Origin of the sequence: Peribacillus sp. B2I2 (assembly GCF_041261685.1) — a bacterium.
Taxonomy (GTDB): Bacteria; Bacillota; Bacilli; order Bacillales; family DSM-1321; genus Peribacillus.
In genome coordinates this window covers 4,671,158-4,687,393 of the sequence record NZ_JBGCCB010000001.1, presented here as the reverse complement: position 1 = coordinate 4,687,393, position 16,236 = coordinate 4,671,158, and the positions used below count along the sequence as shown (strand labels likewise).

19 protein-coding genes are annotated in these 16,236 nt (G+C 36.2%); 11 read left to right on the top strand and 8 right to left on the bottom strand.

Annotated features, from left to right (window positions below):
- Positions 1-237: 237 nt before the first annotated feature.
- The 6 genes from ABIE66_RS23305 to ABIE66_RS23280 all read left to right on the top strand — a co-directional run bounded on the left by ABIE66_RS23305 (position 238) and on the right by ABIE66_RS23280 (position 4,881).
- The gene (locus ABIE66_RS23305; RefSeq protein WP_370017101.1) at positions 238-1,002 is read left to right on the top strand and encodes a carbon-nitrogen hydrolase family protein; all 765 of its coding nucleotides are present in this window, start codon (positions 238-240) and stop codon (positions 1,000-1,002) included.
- A 398-nt stretch (positions 1,003-1,400) separates the two neighbouring features.
- The gene (locus tag ABIE66_RS23300; RefSeq protein WP_370016477.1) at positions 1,401-2,594 is read left to right on the top strand and encodes a YhgE/Pip domain-containing protein; all 1,194 of its coding nucleotides are present in this window, start codon (positions 1,401-1,403) and stop codon (positions 2,592-2,594) included.
- Between the two features lie 45 nt (positions 2,595-2,639).
- Positions 2,640-3,179 (top strand): PadR family transcriptional regulator, encoded by a 540-nt coding sequence (locus ABIE66_RS23295; protein WP_370016476.1) that lies wholly within the window; start codon positions 2,640-2,642, stop codon positions 3,177-3,179.
- A gap of 246 nt (positions 3,180-3,425) precedes the next feature.
- Positions 3,426-3,884, top strand: a complete 459-nt coding sequence (locus ABIE66_RS23290; protein ID WP_370016475.1) for a GNAT family N-acetyltransferase — start codon at positions 3,426-3,428, stop codon at positions 3,882-3,884.
- A 193-nt stretch (positions 3,885-4,077) separates the two neighbouring features.
- Positions 4,078-4,272: a DUF6366 family protein gene (locus ABIE66_RS23285; RefSeq protein WP_370016473.1), complete on the top strand. Its 195-nt coding sequence runs from the start codon at positions 4,078-4,080 to the stop codon at positions 4,270-4,272.
- Positions 4,273-4,422: 150 nt separating this feature from the next.
- Positions 4,423-4,881 carry an NUDIX hydrolase gene (locus ABIE66_RS23280; protein ID WP_370016472.1) on the top strand — a complete coding sequence of 153 codons (459 nt, stop codon included), beginning with the start codon at positions 4,423-4,425 and terminating at the stop codon, positions 4,879-4,881.
- 202 nt (positions 4,882-5,083) lie between these two features.
- Here the strand turns inward: ABIE66_RS23280 and ABIE66_RS23275 are convergent, their stop codons facing one another.
- Positions 5,084-6,322 carry an IS110 family RNA-guided transposase gene (locus ABIE66_RS23275; protein ID WP_370016471.1) on the bottom strand — a complete coding sequence of 413 codons (1,239 nt, stop codon included), beginning with the start codon at positions 6,320-6,322 and terminating at the stop codon, positions 5,084-5,086.
- A 363-nt stretch (positions 6,323-6,685) separates the two neighbouring features.
- Here ABIE66_RS23275 and ABIE66_RS23270 point away from each other — a divergent pair, with 363 nt between their 5' ends.
- Complete coding sequence (locus tag ABIE66_RS23270) at positions 6,686-6,880, top strand: hypothetical protein (protein ID WP_370016470.1); 195 nt, start codon at positions 6,686-6,688, stop codon at positions 6,878-6,880.
- A gap of 99 nt (positions 6,881-6,979) precedes the next feature.
- On the top strand, positions 6,980-7,519 hold the full coding sequence (locus tag ABIE66_RS23265) for a GNAT family N-acetyltransferase (RefSeq protein ID WP_370016469.1): 540 nt from the start codon (positions 6,980-6,982) through the stop codon (positions 7,517-7,519).
- Between the two features lie 279 nt (positions 7,520-7,798).
- Here ABIE66_RS23265 and ABIE66_RS23260 read toward each other — a convergent pair whose 3' ends face one another.
- The 4 genes from ABIE66_RS23260 to ABIE66_RS23245 all read right to left on the bottom strand — a co-directional run bounded on the left by ABIE66_RS23260 (position 7,799) and on the right by ABIE66_RS23245 (position 11,421).
- Positions 7,799-8,980, bottom strand: a complete 1,182-nt coding sequence (locus ABIE66_RS23260) for an MFS transporter (protein WP_370016468.1) — start codon at positions 8,978-8,980, stop codon at positions 7,799-7,801.
- A gap of 42 nt (positions 8,981-9,022) precedes the next feature.
- On the bottom strand, positions 9,023-9,253 hold the full coding sequence (locus ABIE66_RS23255; RefSeq protein WP_370016467.1) for a hypothetical protein: 231 nt from the start codon (positions 9,251-9,253) through the stop codon (positions 9,023-9,025).
- A 164-nt stretch (positions 9,254-9,417) separates the two neighbouring features.
- Positions 9,418-10,623 carry an MFS transporter gene (locus ABIE66_RS23250; RefSeq protein WP_370016466.1) on the bottom strand — a complete coding sequence of 402 codons (1,206 nt, stop codon included), beginning with the start codon at positions 10,621-10,623 and terminating at the stop codon, positions 9,418-9,420.
- Positions 10,624-10,659: 36 nt separating this feature from the next.
- The gene (locus ABIE66_RS23245; protein ID WP_370016465.1) at positions 10,660-11,421 is read right to left on the bottom strand and encodes an MBL fold metallo-hydrolase; all 762 of its coding nucleotides are present in this window, start codon (positions 11,419-11,421) and stop codon (positions 10,660-10,662) included.
- A 117-nt stretch (positions 11,422-11,538) separates the two neighbouring features.
- Here ABIE66_RS23245 and ABIE66_RS23240 point away from each other — a divergent pair, with 117 nt between their 5' ends.
- Entirely contained in the window at positions 11,539-11,949 is a 411-nt protein-coding gene (locus tag ABIE66_RS23240; RefSeq protein ID WP_370016464.1) for an Lrp/AsnC family transcriptional regulator, read from the top strand.
- A gap of 164 nt (positions 11,950-12,113) precedes the next feature.
- Positions 12,114-12,476 carry a hypothetical protein gene (locus ABIE66_RS23235; protein ID WP_230162524.1) on the top strand — a complete coding sequence of 121 codons (363 nt, stop codon included), beginning with the start codon at positions 12,114-12,116 and terminating at the stop codon, positions 12,474-12,476.
- Positions 12,477-12,667: 191 nt separating this feature from the next.
- On the opposite strand, the gene ABIE66_RS23230 is transcribed toward ABIE66_RS23235, so the two are convergent.
- The gene (locus ABIE66_RS23230) at positions 12,668-13,765 is read right to left on the bottom strand and encodes an IS110 family RNA-guided transposase (protein WP_370016463.1); all 1,098 of its coding nucleotides are present in this window, start codon (positions 13,763-13,765) and stop codon (positions 12,668-12,670) included.
- Positions 13,766-13,768: 3 nt separating this feature from the next.
- Complete coding sequence (locus ABIE66_RS23225; protein WP_370016462.1) at positions 13,769-13,900, bottom strand: hypothetical protein; 132 nt, start codon at positions 13,898-13,900, stop codon at positions 13,769-13,771.
- 409 nt (positions 13,901-14,309) lie between these two features.
- Here ABIE66_RS23225 and ABIE66_RS23220 point away from each other — a divergent pair, with 409 nt between their 5' ends.
- Entirely contained in the window at positions 14,310-14,582 is a 273-nt protein-coding gene (locus ABIE66_RS23220; protein WP_370016461.1) for a hypothetical protein, read from the top strand.
- A gap of 386 nt (positions 14,583-14,968) precedes the next feature.
- Here ABIE66_RS23220 and fabF read toward each other — a convergent pair whose 3' ends face one another.
- On the bottom strand, positions 14,969-16,204 hold the full coding sequence (gene fabF / locus ABIE66_RS23215) for a beta-ketoacyl-ACP synthase II (protein WP_289326588.1): 1,236 nt from the start codon (positions 16,202-16,204) through the stop codon (positions 14,969-14,971).
- Between the last annotated feature and the right edge of the window lie 32 nt (positions 16,205-16,236).

Here is a 16,236-nt window from a genome sequence, read left to right as displayed (position 1 = left end):
AAGATAAAATCCCTGCGTCTTGAACTGCACCTCAATTGTTAGACATCATCTAACAATTGAGGTGCAGTTTTTTTATGGGAAATTTACAACTAACGGGTGCTTTACTTCTATAAGGGAGGTTGCTGAGGCAGCCTTTATCTTATGGCACTAAAGGGGCAGGTTAGTTGAACAAGCAAATCAATGTCTATGCTACAATTATTAAAAGCATAGCCATTAATATAAGTTGATGTTTGGGAGATCACTATTAGAAGAATAAAAATAGCTTTATTACACCTATTGCCTATCGCTGGTGATGTGGAGTATAACCAAAAACTAATTGAACAAGCCATTCATATAGCGTCAAATAATAATGCCGAATGGATTATAACACCCGAACTATGTGTCAGCGGGCTTCAATTCAATCATAAGATTGGGACTGGATGGATTAACAGGCAACCTGATGCTTGGATGAGTAATTTGAGCCGTAAACTAAAGAATTTGAAAAGCACTGTATTTTTGGGTTGCCCTGAAAAAGGCAGTAACGGAGAGTTGTATAATTCTGTGTTTGTCATAGATAAAAAAGGTCATTTATTAGGTAAACAGAGAAAAATAAGTGTTATTGATGATTGGTCAGCTTCAGGTGATGTAATAGAGCCTATAAAAACAGACAATGTTGAGGTTGGTATCATGATTTGTGCAGACGCATATACCAAAGGTATTGCATACAACTTATTTGAAAAAGGAGCAGAAATATTAATTGCACCGTCTTCCTGGGGTCCCGGATTACATGGTCCAGAGGGAGAATGGGAACAAAGGTCATTAGAAACAGGACTGCCCGTAATTGTCTGTAATCGTACTGGTGAAGACGAAACTGTCCGTTTTTGGGATGCAGAAAGCATGATCATAAAAGATGGTGTACGCCTCCTAACACATAAATCGAAACAATCAGCTATACTTACCTTTGAATGGGATTTACAAAGCATGGAATTAATATCCCCTCATTTCGACATCCATTACATATAATGAGAACTTCATTTACTATATAACTTGAACTAAAGGGTGCTTTACTTCATAACCAGGAGCTGATCAGCAGCTCCTTTTCTTATGGCACGAAAGGGTCAGTTTGGTTGAATTAAGGAACTTACAACTACCTAATTTTTAAGGTCCGTCAAAGAATGAAAACCATAAAAATACTCCCCATAGCAGCACATCACTTTGCGCTGCTGTATGGGGAGTATTTTCATTTTTTGTCCTGTTGGATAAGTATTCCGTAAAAAGTGGAGCGTTTTTTTAATTGACTTTGCAATAGGAATAAAATAAACTATAAAAGTACTTTAATTAGAGTAGTTTAATAAAAGTACTTTTGTTAAAGTGGTATGATTTGATTTAAATAAATTCTTACTTAAGGAAGGATACAACATATGAAATTTACTCAGTTCTTAAAAACAAAAGGTGCAACTGCGACAATCTTCATGGGGATTTTCTATGCCATTGCAATGCTAGGCATCTTCTTGCCTGGTTATACATCAATTCCAGGGAATATCGATAAATTACCGATTGCTATTGTCAATGATGATGCCGGTGAATATGGGGCAAAGATTGCCGACCAGTTACAAGAAAATTTACCGTTTAAAGAAATCGATAGGGATTTAACAAATAAACAAGCCTTAAACGATTTAGAGCACAATGATTTATCATTAGTCGTACACATTCCTGAAACATTCTCTGCCGATATGCAAAAAGGTGAAGCATCATCAGGTATCGACTTTACAATTAATGAAGCAGGGGCAACAACTGTTTCTTCTACTATGAATTCAGTTGTTAACGAAATTAACAATCAATTAAGTACACAATTCTCAGAACAAACAGCCCAAGGCGTATTAATGAACTTTAATGTACCAGAAGAGCAAGCTGCTGAATTAGCAAAAAAGATTGAAACAGCTTACGTAGGAAACGTAGTGACAATCAACGAAGTGCCAGACGGTATGAATAATAATATGCTGCCAATGTTCTTAACGATGGCTGGATATACGGGTGCGATGATCGGAGCGATGCAATTAGTAGGTGCATTTAAAGAAAGTCGTGGAAAAGCAAGTAAAACACGTTTATTCAGCTATGTACAATTAACTGCGTTATTGGTTGCGGTTGTATCATCTTTAGTTGCTTTAGGTGTAACATATTTAATCAATGAGCCAAGTGGTGACCTGTTCTTCAGTTTAGTAGGACAACAAATTTTAAACTATATGGTATGTTTCAACTTTACAGCGATTATTATCTTCTTAATTGGTGAAGGCGGTATGATTTTAAACTTACCAATTTTATTAATACAAACATTAGCAAATGGTGCCACAATTACACGTGATATGATGTACTTGCCATATGAATGGATGAGCCACATTTCACCAATGTATTATTCGGTACAGGCATACTACGCAAACCTATATGGCAGCATAAGTCCAAGTCCATATATTTGGTCAATGGTTGCAGTTGGTGCAGGTGCACTGTTAATTAATATTGCTATTGTCGCCTTTATCCATAAACCAATGCCAATAGAAGGTCCGGAAACAAAGGCTGAAACGGAAAGTGTAAAGAATGCAACGGAAGTCACAGCTTAGTTTTGCTATAATAAGGAGATAATTCTTCTTGAAGGAGCAAAGAGAATGCCCATTCAAATTTTTATATTGAGTAAATTGATGGAGGATAACAATTATCCTTATAAATTGAAAAAACAGCTATCAGAACCCATTCCAATGGATCGACTAGGCGGGTTAACAGAAAGTAAACTGTACTACCATTTTGATTCATTAGCAAAAAAAGGGTTAGTTGAGGCAGTCGAAATCATAAAAGAAGAGCATCGACCTGATAAGCAAGTATTTGCAATTACAGCTAAAGGTCGTGAAGAACTACCAAAATTAATCTACAAGTTGTTTGAAAATGCGGATGAAATTAAGGATATGGTGGTTGGTTTAGCAAACCTAAAGTATGTTGATCGGGAGGAAGTACTAGTAATACTGAAAAGAAAATCAAAAAATATCAGGGATCGTTGGGAGCAAATTAAGGATTTTGAACAGCAGATTCAGATTGACGAAGGTCACGAGAAGTTTATTGAATTTATGAGTGGCTATGTTTCAACTAGAACAGAGCACACAATTTATTGGCTTGAAGAGTTAATTAATCGAATTAATCAAGGGGAAATATAATGGTATTGGTCTAATTAAAGAAAGCCAGTTTTCATTACTAAAGGGAAAACTGGCTTTTTTCTTTGTTAAAACTGATAGTTGTGAAGAAGTCTACTTAAACTAACAGGTGCTTTACTTCATTACCAGGAGCTGATCGACAGCTCCTTTTTTTATGCAACAAACGGGGCAATTAGTTCAACAAGGATAATTCACAATTTGTATAGAATATGTATATAACAAAGAAATCCAAATAAGGGGTGTGCATCAGTGGAAATTACCATCAAAAGAACAAGTTTAACTGAAGTAGATATGTTGTTGACTATTCAGAAAAAGGCTTTTGCAGAGGACTATAAGTTATACGAAGACCACGATACAACACCTGTAAATGAGACAACAGAGAAATTAATCGAAAATATAGAACACGCTATTCATTACACAATATGGTCAAATAACAACATTATCGGTGGAATAGATCTCCGTAAAAAAGAAAATACACTGTTATTAGACAAACTATTCATAGCAAACGAATATCAAAATAAAGGTCTCGGAACAAGGATAATGAAATTAATTGAGGCTGAATTTCCATTGATAAAAATTTGGCGTTTATATACTCCATATTTAAACAAAAGAAATCAATATTTTTATGAGAAATTCGGCTATGAAAAAATAGGAGAAGTTCAGCTATCTGAAAAGCTTTTGTTATTTAAGTATGAAAAATGTATGTAATTTAAGGAGAATTCAAAGTGCATATAGGGAACACAAGATGAGTTTCTTGTTGAACCTATTCTAGATAATCGGAGCTTTCTTTAAGGCAGCTTTTTCTTATGGCACGAACGGGGCAGGATAGTTCAACAAGGATAATGGTAATTTGTGGTAAAATTTAGAAGGGATGATTGTTTAATTTACAGGGGGGGTTCAAATGAGTGAGGATAAAGAAACACCTGAAAGAAGAAGAGAAAGACTAAGACAAGAAGAACTAAAAAGGAATCCTGGTGGGAGTCTTCACGGTGGAGGCCTTCCAGATTTTGTAGGCAGTATGGGATGGAAAAGTACAGGAATTCTTATTCTTATAATCATAATTGGCTTTATTTTTGTATCACTCTTCTTCAAGTAACGGGTGCTTTACTTCAATAACAGGGGTTGCTGCGGCAGCCTTTTTCTTATGGCACTAACGGGGCAGGTTAGTGGTAGAAGAAGGTAATTAGGTGTTAAGTAGAGAAAAAGGTAGCAATAAATATAAAATTAAATAACTGAGGCGAAAAGGATGGCTCATAATGGGATAGTTTTAGTAGTTAGTGTATCAATATTCAGAGATGATGAAGTCTTAATAATTAGAGAAAATAAACCAACTGCTATTGATAAGTGGAACTTTCCGAGTGGACGCATTGAATATGGTGAAGACATTCTCTATTCAGCTTGTAGGGAGGTAAAAGAGGAAACTGGCTTTGATGTAAAACTTAATGGTACAACGGGTGTATATAATTTTATCAGTAGTACAAACAATCAAGTTATTCTATTTCATTTTACTGGTGAGGTTAATGGTGGTTCTTTAAATCTTGAAGAAGATGAAATTTTAGACAGTAGGTGGATTAAGGTGAATGACCTTGTGAAATTTGATAATGAAGAACTACGTGAAACGAGGGTACTAAAGCAAATAATAGATAACTTATTAAAAGAGAGGGTACATTCAATTAGTATTTATAATGAACAACTAAGTAAATAATTTTTTATTAAGCTAACAGGTTCTTTACTTAATTACCAGGAGCTGTTCAGCAGCTTCTTTCTTATGCAACTAAACCAGCCAATAGTTTGTCAATATTTTTCAATAAAACCTTAAAATATTTCATGCTATACTAAATTTGTGCATACCAAATAACCTTCCAAGTTTCTGTGTTTGGAAAGTTCTGGGTGGTTTAGTTATACTTTCAAACTAGGCTATCTTGGAAAGGTGAGTTGCTTTTTAAAAGTGCATAAATCCAATGTAAGAGTTTATTGGCACATGCTATCACAGCTACTTTAAAGGGCTTTCCTTCTTCACGTTTCTTATCATAAAACTCTCGTAATCGCTTGTTACGAGGGATGATTTCATCTGTCGTTTTCTTCTTGCGACAATCACGAATGGCACATTTAACAGCCATATACAAGGCGTGTCTTAGTCTGCCAGAACCTCTTTTGGTAATCCGATTTACTGTGCCTTTAAATTTACCTGATTCAAAGATACTTGGATCAATTCCGGCAAATGCCACTAGTTTTTTAGGGTGATTAAACCGTTCAATCTCTCCAATTTCAGAAATAATCGTTGCAGCGATTTTTTCACCGATTCCAGGGATGGATTGGATAATCTTATATTCTTCAATTTCTTTTGCCAAAGCATCTATCTCGTCTTCAAATTTGGATAGGTGCTTTTGGTATTCTAGAAGCATTTTTATATACATTTCAAGGCTTAAAATGTGACTCTGATATAAGGTTCTCTGAAAAGGGTTTCGAGCTGAGGCAGCCGTAAGTTTCTCTGCCTGTGTATTCGCCCACTTTTTAGAACGACTTGGACAAAGTTCATTAATCCTATTTGCTACAGTTTCTTCACCGACTGCTAATATGTCTTCAGAAGTAGGGAATTCTAATAGAGTAAGCAAAGAAACAACCGAATACAAATCTCCAAAAACCCCTCTATATTCAGGAAATACTTGATCAAGAACAGCCTGGAACTGTAGTTTTGTTTGTACATAGATACCTGTTATATTTTCGTGTTGTCTTGAAAGATTACGAAGATTTAAGAGTTGTATCCCTCGTTTTTTATAAGGCTCTAAATCCTCTTTATAGTACAGCTCGCAGAGGTGACGTGCATCGATTATATCTGTCTTTACTTTGCGTAAACTTGAGCTCTTCGCACGATAAGAAATGAGTGGGTTAACGACAATTAATAAGTAGCCTCTCTCCTCAAGATACTGTACAACTGGCGTATGATAATGCCCCGTGGATTCCAATACAATCGGAGGTTTGATTCCTGTTTTATTTTCTATTTTTCTCAGAAACTGAAATAGCGTTTCTAATCCTTCAATGGTATGTGTAACTTTGAAACTGCCTTGATAAGGCTTCTTCTTTTCCAAGAATGCTTGAACCTGACTTTCACCTTTAGCTACATCCAGACCAACCACTGGATTCATTTTTTATCTCCTCCAAAAACATAATATTTGCCGGTAACCCCTAATCCTTCTTGCAGTATCATAGCTTCGCTTGTTATACGAGATCTTGGTCCCAACCAGCCAAATCATGTTTAAGCAAGTAGGGGGCGAACTGTTTAGTTGACGGGATCTTAAGCCCCACGGGCAGGTACGTTCTACCCCGGCTACCGTTATAATAAAACTATATAAAAATTGGTCAACCAGAAATATCTGGCTGACCTAATAATACGAAAGGGGCAGGTTAGTTGAAGAACAGTAACAGAAAAAGTAGGGTAAGTTGTAGGAGGTGCTAGTATTCGAGTTTTCTTATGTTTTTTTTATTTGTTTCTTTTAAGTGGCCTAGTAATGGGTTCAATGGAAAGTGTTTTTTTTACTGATATTTTTGGTAAGGCAGGTAAAGGTATTCCAACACTTTTTGCAATACCTTTACTTTATTTGATACGGGATCATTTTAAAGAGATAAAAGATCTGGATTTTGGAATGATGTTGTTTTTAAGTATTGCTTCATTAACAGGACTTGCAGTCATTTTTGTTGTTTAGAGATGTAAAAGGTGATTTTAAAATTTTCTTCTTGAACTAACGGGTGCGTTAGCTGAAGAAGACAGGGATACTCTAATGATGATAATTGGAGAAGATAATATGAAGATAGATATGGTATTTGATTATGAGATGGGTAATGATTTAACCTCAAAGATACAAGAATTGTTAAGTCAATGTTTTCAAGAAGACTATCCAAAAAATAGAATTTATTTTAAACAATTACCCCATTTTAGATTTGTAGCTTTTAACGAAAAAAATCAACTTGTAGGACAGGTAGGAATAGATTACAGAGTGATGAATCTTAACGGAAATCCTATAAGAGTTCTTGGTCTAATTGATTTATGTGTCACCCAAAACACTCGCTCGCAAGGGATAGGTTCGATGTTACTTTTAGAAATTGAACAGTTTTGTTGCAATAGAAATATTGATTTTTTATTGTTGTTTGCTGACAACGAAACGTTGTATTTGAAAAATGGATACAGGTCAGTTACGAACAAATGTAAATGGTTAAAAATTGACCATGAAAGTCAAATTACAAGGGGAATAGGTTATGAAGCAATTGAGGGATTAATGATTAAAGAAGTTGGTAAGTATGATTGGTGCGAAGGAGATCTAGATTTTTTAGGCTACCTTTATTAAGCTAACGGGTTCAATAAGAGAGGCTGCTGCTCAACCTTTTTCTTATGGAACTATCGGGGCAGGATAGTTGAAGAGCGCTGTTTGATCTTTATTCAACAATTGGGCCAGTTTATGGAATAAAGATTAGCAAAAAGCTAAGAAAATTTTCTCTTAGCTTTTTGTGTGTTGAGTCATTATTTTCTACCTAACAGTAAGGGAAACTGAACCATCTGCAGGGCTGAATGACGCAGTCACTTTTCTTCCATTATCTTTTAATAGGTAGTGGACTTCCAAAGGGAATTAATTAAAAGTAGGTTTCGTTAGTTTTGCTGTTGAAATTATAAAGGCGATTATGAGTATAATTGCTGCAAATATATACGGTATATCGATATGGATATCAAATAAAATACCACCAACGATAGGACCTAATATAATTCCTAAGCTTGTATAAGCAGAGTTCATACCAGCAATAAAGCCCTGATTTTCCCCAGCGATTTTTGATAAAAATGATGTCACAGCTGGACGTAAAATGTCGCAAGAGAAGAATACAATGCTTGTAATGGCAATGATGAGCCAGTAACCATCAATTAAAATAGTCACAAAAATAAAAATCGCAGCCGATAATAGAGACATAGTAATAATCAGTTTCTCTCCAAATAACGATACAAGCTTATCAAAGAATAATATTTGCGCAACAACTCCAGCAATGGAACCGACTGTGATAATAATTGAAATATCACGTACAGTAAAACCGTACTTTTCATCAACGAATAAGCTTAACATCATTTCATAAATTGCAAGTCCAAATGCAAGTACAAACACGATGAGTAATGGCGTGAAGTACTGCGGATTGAATGACTTTTTAAATTCTTGAATAAATTGTGGACGTACATTCGATTCGCGATTTTTTTGAAGCTGCCCTTTTGAAATTGGCTCTTCTAATACGATAAAAATGACAATTGCAGCGATAAATGAGATTGCAGCAGCAAAGAAGAATGGGGCACGAATGCCCAACTCTGCAATGAACCCACCGATTGCGGGTCCAATAATAAACCCTAAGCTAATCGCAGCCGATTGGTAGCCTAACGCTTTTGCTCGATTCGCCATCGTTGTTTTATCTGTAATATACGTAATTACTGCCGGCATAATAAAGGCTTCACTCACGCCGCCTAATAGTCGGCTAACAAACAGTACCCATGTTTCGTTTCCGAATCCAAATAAAAGTTTAGAAAACGAGAATAATAGTAAGCCAATCACAATCATTTTTTTTCGACCGATTGTATCAACCCAAATGCCGGTAAAAGGAGAGGCAAGTAATTGAGCAACGGCCATTGCAGCGTATAAGTATCCGACAGTAGCGCCACTAAGACTTAATTCCTCCGCGATGGAAGGCATGACCGGTACTACTAATCCAATCCCTACATATGCAATAAATAAACTAGATAATACAAGTGCGATAGACACTTTTTCTTTTCGATTCATGATGAATTATTTCCTCAAATGACATCAATACAGATCGCTATCCTATTTTAAGAACTTTGAAATAGATGCATTCACTTTCTTCATAGTTTGTAGTACATTTCTCAGACTTTCTAGGTCGATATCTGTATAATGTTTCTCGACAAATTCCTCGATTAATGCTTGATAAGCCAATCCCTCTTCAGCTAACACGATGAAAAATTCACGGTGATTATTTGGATTGCTCTCTCGTTTAATAAAATGTTGTACTTCAAGTTTTGATAATACTTGGCTCACAGCACGTTTTGAAATCGCAAACTGCTGTGCGATTTCAAAACGTCGTTTAATTCCTTATTTATTTTTCGATAATTTGAAAGCATATAATCCTCCTTAAAATATAAAGTTAAGTTAAGTTAAAAGGACATCCAGATTGCTGTAGGATGTCCTTTGCCAAACATTTATCAACTTGATTCAGCCATACGTAACCGATCTGCACGTTCTTTTTTGCCGTATAGGAAGTAGTAGAGGGTAGACGTTGCAAAGACGACGATACCCAAAATCGCATACAGGGCATTATAACCGGTTGTTGGAATGACCAATCCAAGAAGAGAAGGGCCAAATCCATTACCTATGTCAAAAGATATAAAGAAAGTGGCTGTGGCGAGGCCCATGCGGTGAGGTGCAGCAAAATTAACTGCTATTGTCTGACCCACTGACAAAATGTTACCAAAGCCAAAACCAATCAAAGCACCTGCTAATAAGAAGGTTACACTGTTGCTTGCTGAACTGAGGAGCAGCATTCCGACTCCAAAAAGGATAAAGGCCGGATACATAATAAAGTTTGCTCCTTTTCTGTCCATCAACCGGCCGGTGAATGGTCGCGATACCAAGACAGAGGCTGTATGTACAATAAAGAAAAAGCTTGCCGTATCCACTAAATCTAACTTGATAGCATATAAATTTAAATAAGAAAGAACACCGGAGAAACAGAAGGCCATCGTAAGGATAATGATACCAATGGGAAGTGCTTTTGGCTCAATGAAGCCGGAAAGCTTAAATCCTACATTTTCGTGTTTCATTTTCGTTGTTTTCGATAAAGGGATATTAACGAAGAATCCGGTTACTAAGCTAATAATCCCTAAAACAAGGCTGAAACTAAAAATCATGTCGAAGCTTTTATGCTGACTCATGTAAAGGCCAATGAATGGACCGAGTCCAGTAGCCAGTGCTGTACTTACAGCAAAGTAGCCAATTCCTTCCCCTCTCCGTGATTCCGGTATTGTGAGGGCGACAATCGTCCCAATTACGGTAGTCGCTATACCCACTGTAATACCGTTTACGAACCGGCTCATTATGAGAAAGGAAATCCCGTAATCTATAAAGTATAACAATGTAGTTAATGTAAAAAAGATTAACCCGATCATTAATATTCGTTTTGGCCCAATTGTATACATGAACGGCCCGGTAAACAAACGACCGATTAATGCCCCGATAATGAAAATACCGGCTACAAGACCAGCTTGGATTGTAGATGCATTGAATTCATTTAAAGCATAAAGGGTGATTGTTGCATTTAATAAAAAGAATATTAATGTTAAGAAAAAATTAACTAAAGAAAGAATGATAAAATCTTTCGTCCACACTTTAGATTTTGTTTGCATTTTCATCTCCTCCCTTCATGATATTTTTGTTCATTTTTCAACCTATAATGAGTATGATTCGCCATCATCTGGGATTAAAACAGTAGAAGAGATTCCCTTTTCATCAAGAAAGCTTTTTAATTCTTTTTTTGATAGTGTCCAGTGATTGACGGCTTCCATGTGGCTCACAATAATCTGAGCGTTAGGGGCAGACTTGTACACTTCATATATATCCTCTTTCCCCATGATGAGAGAACCGCCTTCAAAGAATTGATTATTTCCACCATTTACAGCAATGATTTCTGGTTTATTTGTATCAATCACTTCTTGGACTGCGTCATACCATACTGTATCTCCAGCTACATATAACGTTTTTTCATTTGAGTGTTTGAAGACAACGCCACATACTAAACCAGCAAGTTTTAATATTTCTCCTCTTCCGTGCTCGCCTTTTGTTTTGATTAATTGGATACCCTCAAAGACTGTATCTTCTTGTAAAACATCTACATTTTGGAAACCGGCGTTTCTAACTTCTGTAGCATCTTCCTCATTTTGAACAAACATTTTGATATCTTTTGGCAATACCTCTTTGGCCACATCATCAAAGTGGTCTAGATGTAGGTGAGTGACAATGACAGCATCTATATCATGAATAATATTTTCAATCGATGTTGGTAAACTAACTAAAGGATTAAATTGATCTTGTCTTAATGAATTTGGGAACGGTGGGTACGTACCTTTCTCAGCTAACATCGGATCTATTAAAAACTTTTTGCCTGCATATTCGACAACAAGTGTGGCATTTCGAATTTGTTTAATATTCATCTTTATCGCTCCTATTCTTTAATCTACGTATAGTTTATACTATGGACAATTAGCAAATACATAGATAAAATCAAGTCTTTTGGCCCTTTGACTTGATAATTGAAAGGATTTGAATAAATGTTAGATAATACGGATATGGGTATCTTACATGAACTATCCAAAAACAGTCGAATCACGATGAAAGAATTGGGGGAGAAAGTCCATTTGACTGGTCAAGCAGCTGCATCTAGAGTTGCTAAATTGGAAGATAATGGAGTGATTGAGGGATATGCCATTAAAGTTAATCAACTTAAATTAGGTTGTTTTATCCATGCTTTTATTACTATCATTACACAAAGCACTTATCACCAACCTTATCTGTCGTTCATAAAAACACAAGAACAATACATCATAAATAACTATAAAATCAGTGGAGATGGCTGTTATCTGCTCGAATGCAAATTTCCATCAAATGAACTTTTAAATCAATTTTTGGAAGACTTAAACGAGCATGCAAATTATAAATTATCAATTGTTATTAATAAATAGTGTAATATGGGGAGTTTGTGAACAAATATACTTAAACTAACGGGTGCTGAAGATCGGAGCTGTCTTTAAGGCAGCTTTTTCTTATGGCACTAACGGGGCAGGTTAGTTCAACAAAGACTGATATAATATGAAAAACATTAAAATATGAAAAGGGCGGACAATGAATGGATAATGATGTTGGACTTGATTTCTTTATTGGAAATACAATAAAAGAAACACAATACTTAGAAGAATCCGTTAAATTTAATGAAGAGTTGCAGGGTTATCTTCAGATTAAGGAAGAATACGGTAAAAGATATAGGGAAAAGGGACCTTTCGATTTGCTTATAGGGTTAGACCAATATGGTGATAAAATATTTTCAACGCAAGAAATAAATCAGTTAGTAAACATTTGCGAGGGTATAGTTATTAAATACAAAACAGATAATTTATACGGGCAAAAAATAAAACAATTTGCTGAAAAATTAATCGAACTTTGCAAAGAAGCATTACTGAAAAACAAGTTAATAGTAGCAATTGGCGATTAAAATACAGGTTAGCAAGATTGTGAAGGTTTGTACTTAAACTAACAGGTGCGCTAGCTGAAGAGTGGAGCTGTCTTTAAGGCAGCTTTTTTGTATGAAAATACATTAGTAAAAAAGCCATGCTAAAATAAACCCTCCATATTCTCATTATTTTTTTGATGGGGGTAAATGTACTATGTCGTTATTTTAACTGGTTATGCAGTTTGTTGTTCAGATGGAGCTATTGTATAGTCTTTCTTTTTTAGGTATTCGATCATTTTTAATTCTTTGTTGTTTTGTTTTTCTTCAAGGTAATTTGAGCCTAGTTCATGATAAGGTTCTCCTGTTTTTAAGATGTTGTAAGCAATCGTTACTAGTAAATGGGCAGAAGCGATTCGTCCCTTCATTTTTCCCTGTCGTTTGGTAATTCTTTTTCGATGTGAAGCAATTCGATTATTTTGCCTTGAAGTCGCTAATACACACTCTACGACCATCGTTTTCAAAGCTTTGTTACCTTGTGTGGTTTTACTCGTTTTTTTTTTACCAGCACTTTCGTAATTTCCGGGACTTACACCAGCCCAAGAGGCAAGATGTTTAGCCGACTTAAATACGGACATATCAATGCCCATCTCTGCAATAAAAGTGGCTGCGGCAGCTTTGTTCACACCAGGTATACCATCCAATAATTCTACTTCCTTATGATATGGGGACAGGAGTTGATCAATTTGTTTTTCCAATTCTTCTATGGCTTTTTCTAAATAACCCATATGCTCCCAATGGTAACGCAACATATCACGATGATGACGGCGAATACGGCCATTAATTGCATGGGCAATGTCAGTAATACTTGCTTTTGTTCGCCAATCCACCATTTTTCGAAGACCATCGGTCTCTATTTTTTCACCGTTTAGAATGGCTTCAAGTATACGGCGTCCCGATACACCAAAAATGTCTGATAGAACGGATGTTAGCTTGATATTAGCATCTTGAAGAATTTTGTGAATGCGATTCTGCTCTGATGTGCGATGATGAATCAATTTTTTTCGATAACGAGTAAGATCTCGTAAATCACGAATATCCTCTGGTGGGACAAAATTACTTTCAATAAGTCCGCATCTTAGAAGCTTGGCAAGCCATTCGGCATCTTTTACATCAGTTTTACGCCCTGGAACATTTTTGACATGCCTGGCATTGGCCAGAACAAGGTGAAAAGATCCTTCGAGTATATTCCATATTGGTTTCCAGTAGACTCCGGTACTTTCCATCACAACATCGGATACCTGAAGGGTAGTTAACCAATCACTTAAAGCCAAGAGTCATGTTGTTGTAGTCGAAAACGTTTCAATAGAGATTTTTGGCTTTTTATCTAATGGACCAAATAATACACAGGCTACTACTGTTTCTTGGTGTACATCTAGGCCAGCACACCGTTCAATCATTGCTTCCATAGGAGAATCACCTCAAAAAAAGATTAACAATACATATGACAGGAGATTTGTTACAAAAAATTTTGTATACGTACTAGCAGTACACTAAATGGTTCTTCCATACTGTCACAACCAGTTTCTTATACAGGGTATCTTCCTTAAGATCCACCAAAAAAAGCTCAGCCTGGTTGTATTGTTATCATCCATTATCGTCAAGGGGTTAATGGGTTAGACTCTAATTTTGAGTGTAGATTTTCGTAGTAGATGGTGGCGGCGAGGAGCGCCGCCATAGGAGTTTCTTATGGAACTATCGGGGCAGGTTAGTTCCATAAGCGTAGTGTATTCGTACTGCGTAGTTCGATATTTACACAAACACACTTATTTTTGTTAAAATTAGGTAGTGTTAAATTATCATTAAGGGGCAATTGTTGTGCAAAAAATACCAGGACTTATATCCATTCTAATCCCGTCTGTTTTAACATTATTGATCATTAACTTTTTATTTGATATCGTATCTTTGAAAATTCAAGGAATGCCACTCGTATTTCCGTTTATACTGTGTCCAATAGGAGCTATATTGGGATTCGTAGGCTATAAAATGAATCGCGATAAACTTTCGTTAGTTGGAATAATTTTTAACATCATTTTATTTCTGTTCCCAATCTTATATAACATCGTCGCTATACTTACACAAGGTCCATAATCTTTAATACAAAAGTGTTGGATTTTTCCAATCCTCCGTTTTAAGAGACGTATCGCACAGTTTGTGTCAACTCTGCGATAAGTCTTATAGAACTAACGGGTGCGTTAGTTCTATAAGAGGAAGTAAAAAAAGTGTGATTCCTTAACGTCGAGGAGATCGACTACTTTTCAGGTTGGATTCTCTTAACATATAAAATTCCGAAATGGACGGTATAGCATTGTTGCTGCCATTCGTAAAAGTACACTTTTATGAACAAGAAAAAAGCCCTTAAGAGAAGAAAAAGGGGCTTTTTCGTATTTAATTTTATAAGACTCATTATGGTAACTAACTAAAGGTACTCTGGAAGATCTTTTATTTTAATTTAAAAAATACGAGCGAAAGTTAATTCACTCGTATTTTTTTAAAACGATAGCTGCATTATGACCTCCAAAACCAAATGAATTGGATAGACCAGTACTTATTTTCACTTTACGAGCAACACCTGGTACATAATCTAAATCACATAATGAATCAGGCTTTTCTAAGTTGATGGTTGGAGGAATAATTCCTTCCTTTAAACTTTTTGCCAAAGCAATTGCTTCCACGCCTCCAGCTGCTCCTAACATGTGACCAAGCATGGATTTATTAGCTGTTATTGGGATTTGATAAGCTTTTGATTCAAATAGTTTTTTAATGGCCAGTGTCTCAGATCGATCGCCCACTTCTGTACTTGTTGCATGGGCGCTAATAACATCAATCTCTTCAGGAGAAATTTTTGCATTTTTCAATGCCATTTTCATTGCAAGATAGGCTCCTTTACCTTCTGGGTGTGTAGCTACCATATGATAGGCATCAGAACTGGCGCCATACCCTATGACCTCAGCATGAATTTTTGCATTTCTACGTAAAGCGTGAGACAAAGATTCCAAAATTAAAATTCCTGCTCCTTCTGACATGACAAATCCATCTCGATTTACATCAAAAGGACGACTGGCTTTAGTTGGATTATCGTTTCTCGTTGATAATGCTGTAGCATTACCAAAACTAGCCAAAGATAAATCTGTTATAGCTGCCTCTGCTCCTCCTGCAAAAACGGCATCTGCTTCCCCATAGCGAATAAGTCTGAATGCTTCACCTATAGCGGTATTTCCAATCGCACAAGCGGAAACAGGTGACATAGTAGGTCCCATTGCGTTCCATCTTATACTAATTTGAGCTGCAGCTGCATTTGAAATCATGGCTGGCACCAAGGTTGGACTAACTCGTCTAGGACCTTTCGTCCGCAGAGTATCCACATTCTCAATGAATGTTTCGATTCCTCCTATCCCCGAACCAACATATACGCCAAGTCTTTCTAGATTGATATCATCCATATTTAAATGGGAATCAGTCCAAGCTTGTTCAGCGGCTGCCAAAGCAAATTGAGAAAAGCGGTCTAGACGTCGGGCCTCATTTTTTCCTAAAGTATCATCTGCATTGAAATCACGAACGATTCCTGCAATTTTTGCTTTATGATTGCTTACGTCAAATGTATCAATAGAGGAAATTCCCGACTTCCCTTCAGTCAGATTTCTCCAAAATTTTTCTACGTTGTTTCCAATAGGAGAGACTACTCCCATTCCGGTAATAACGACTCTTTCCATTTTTCATCACTCCAAATGAATAGTATACTTGT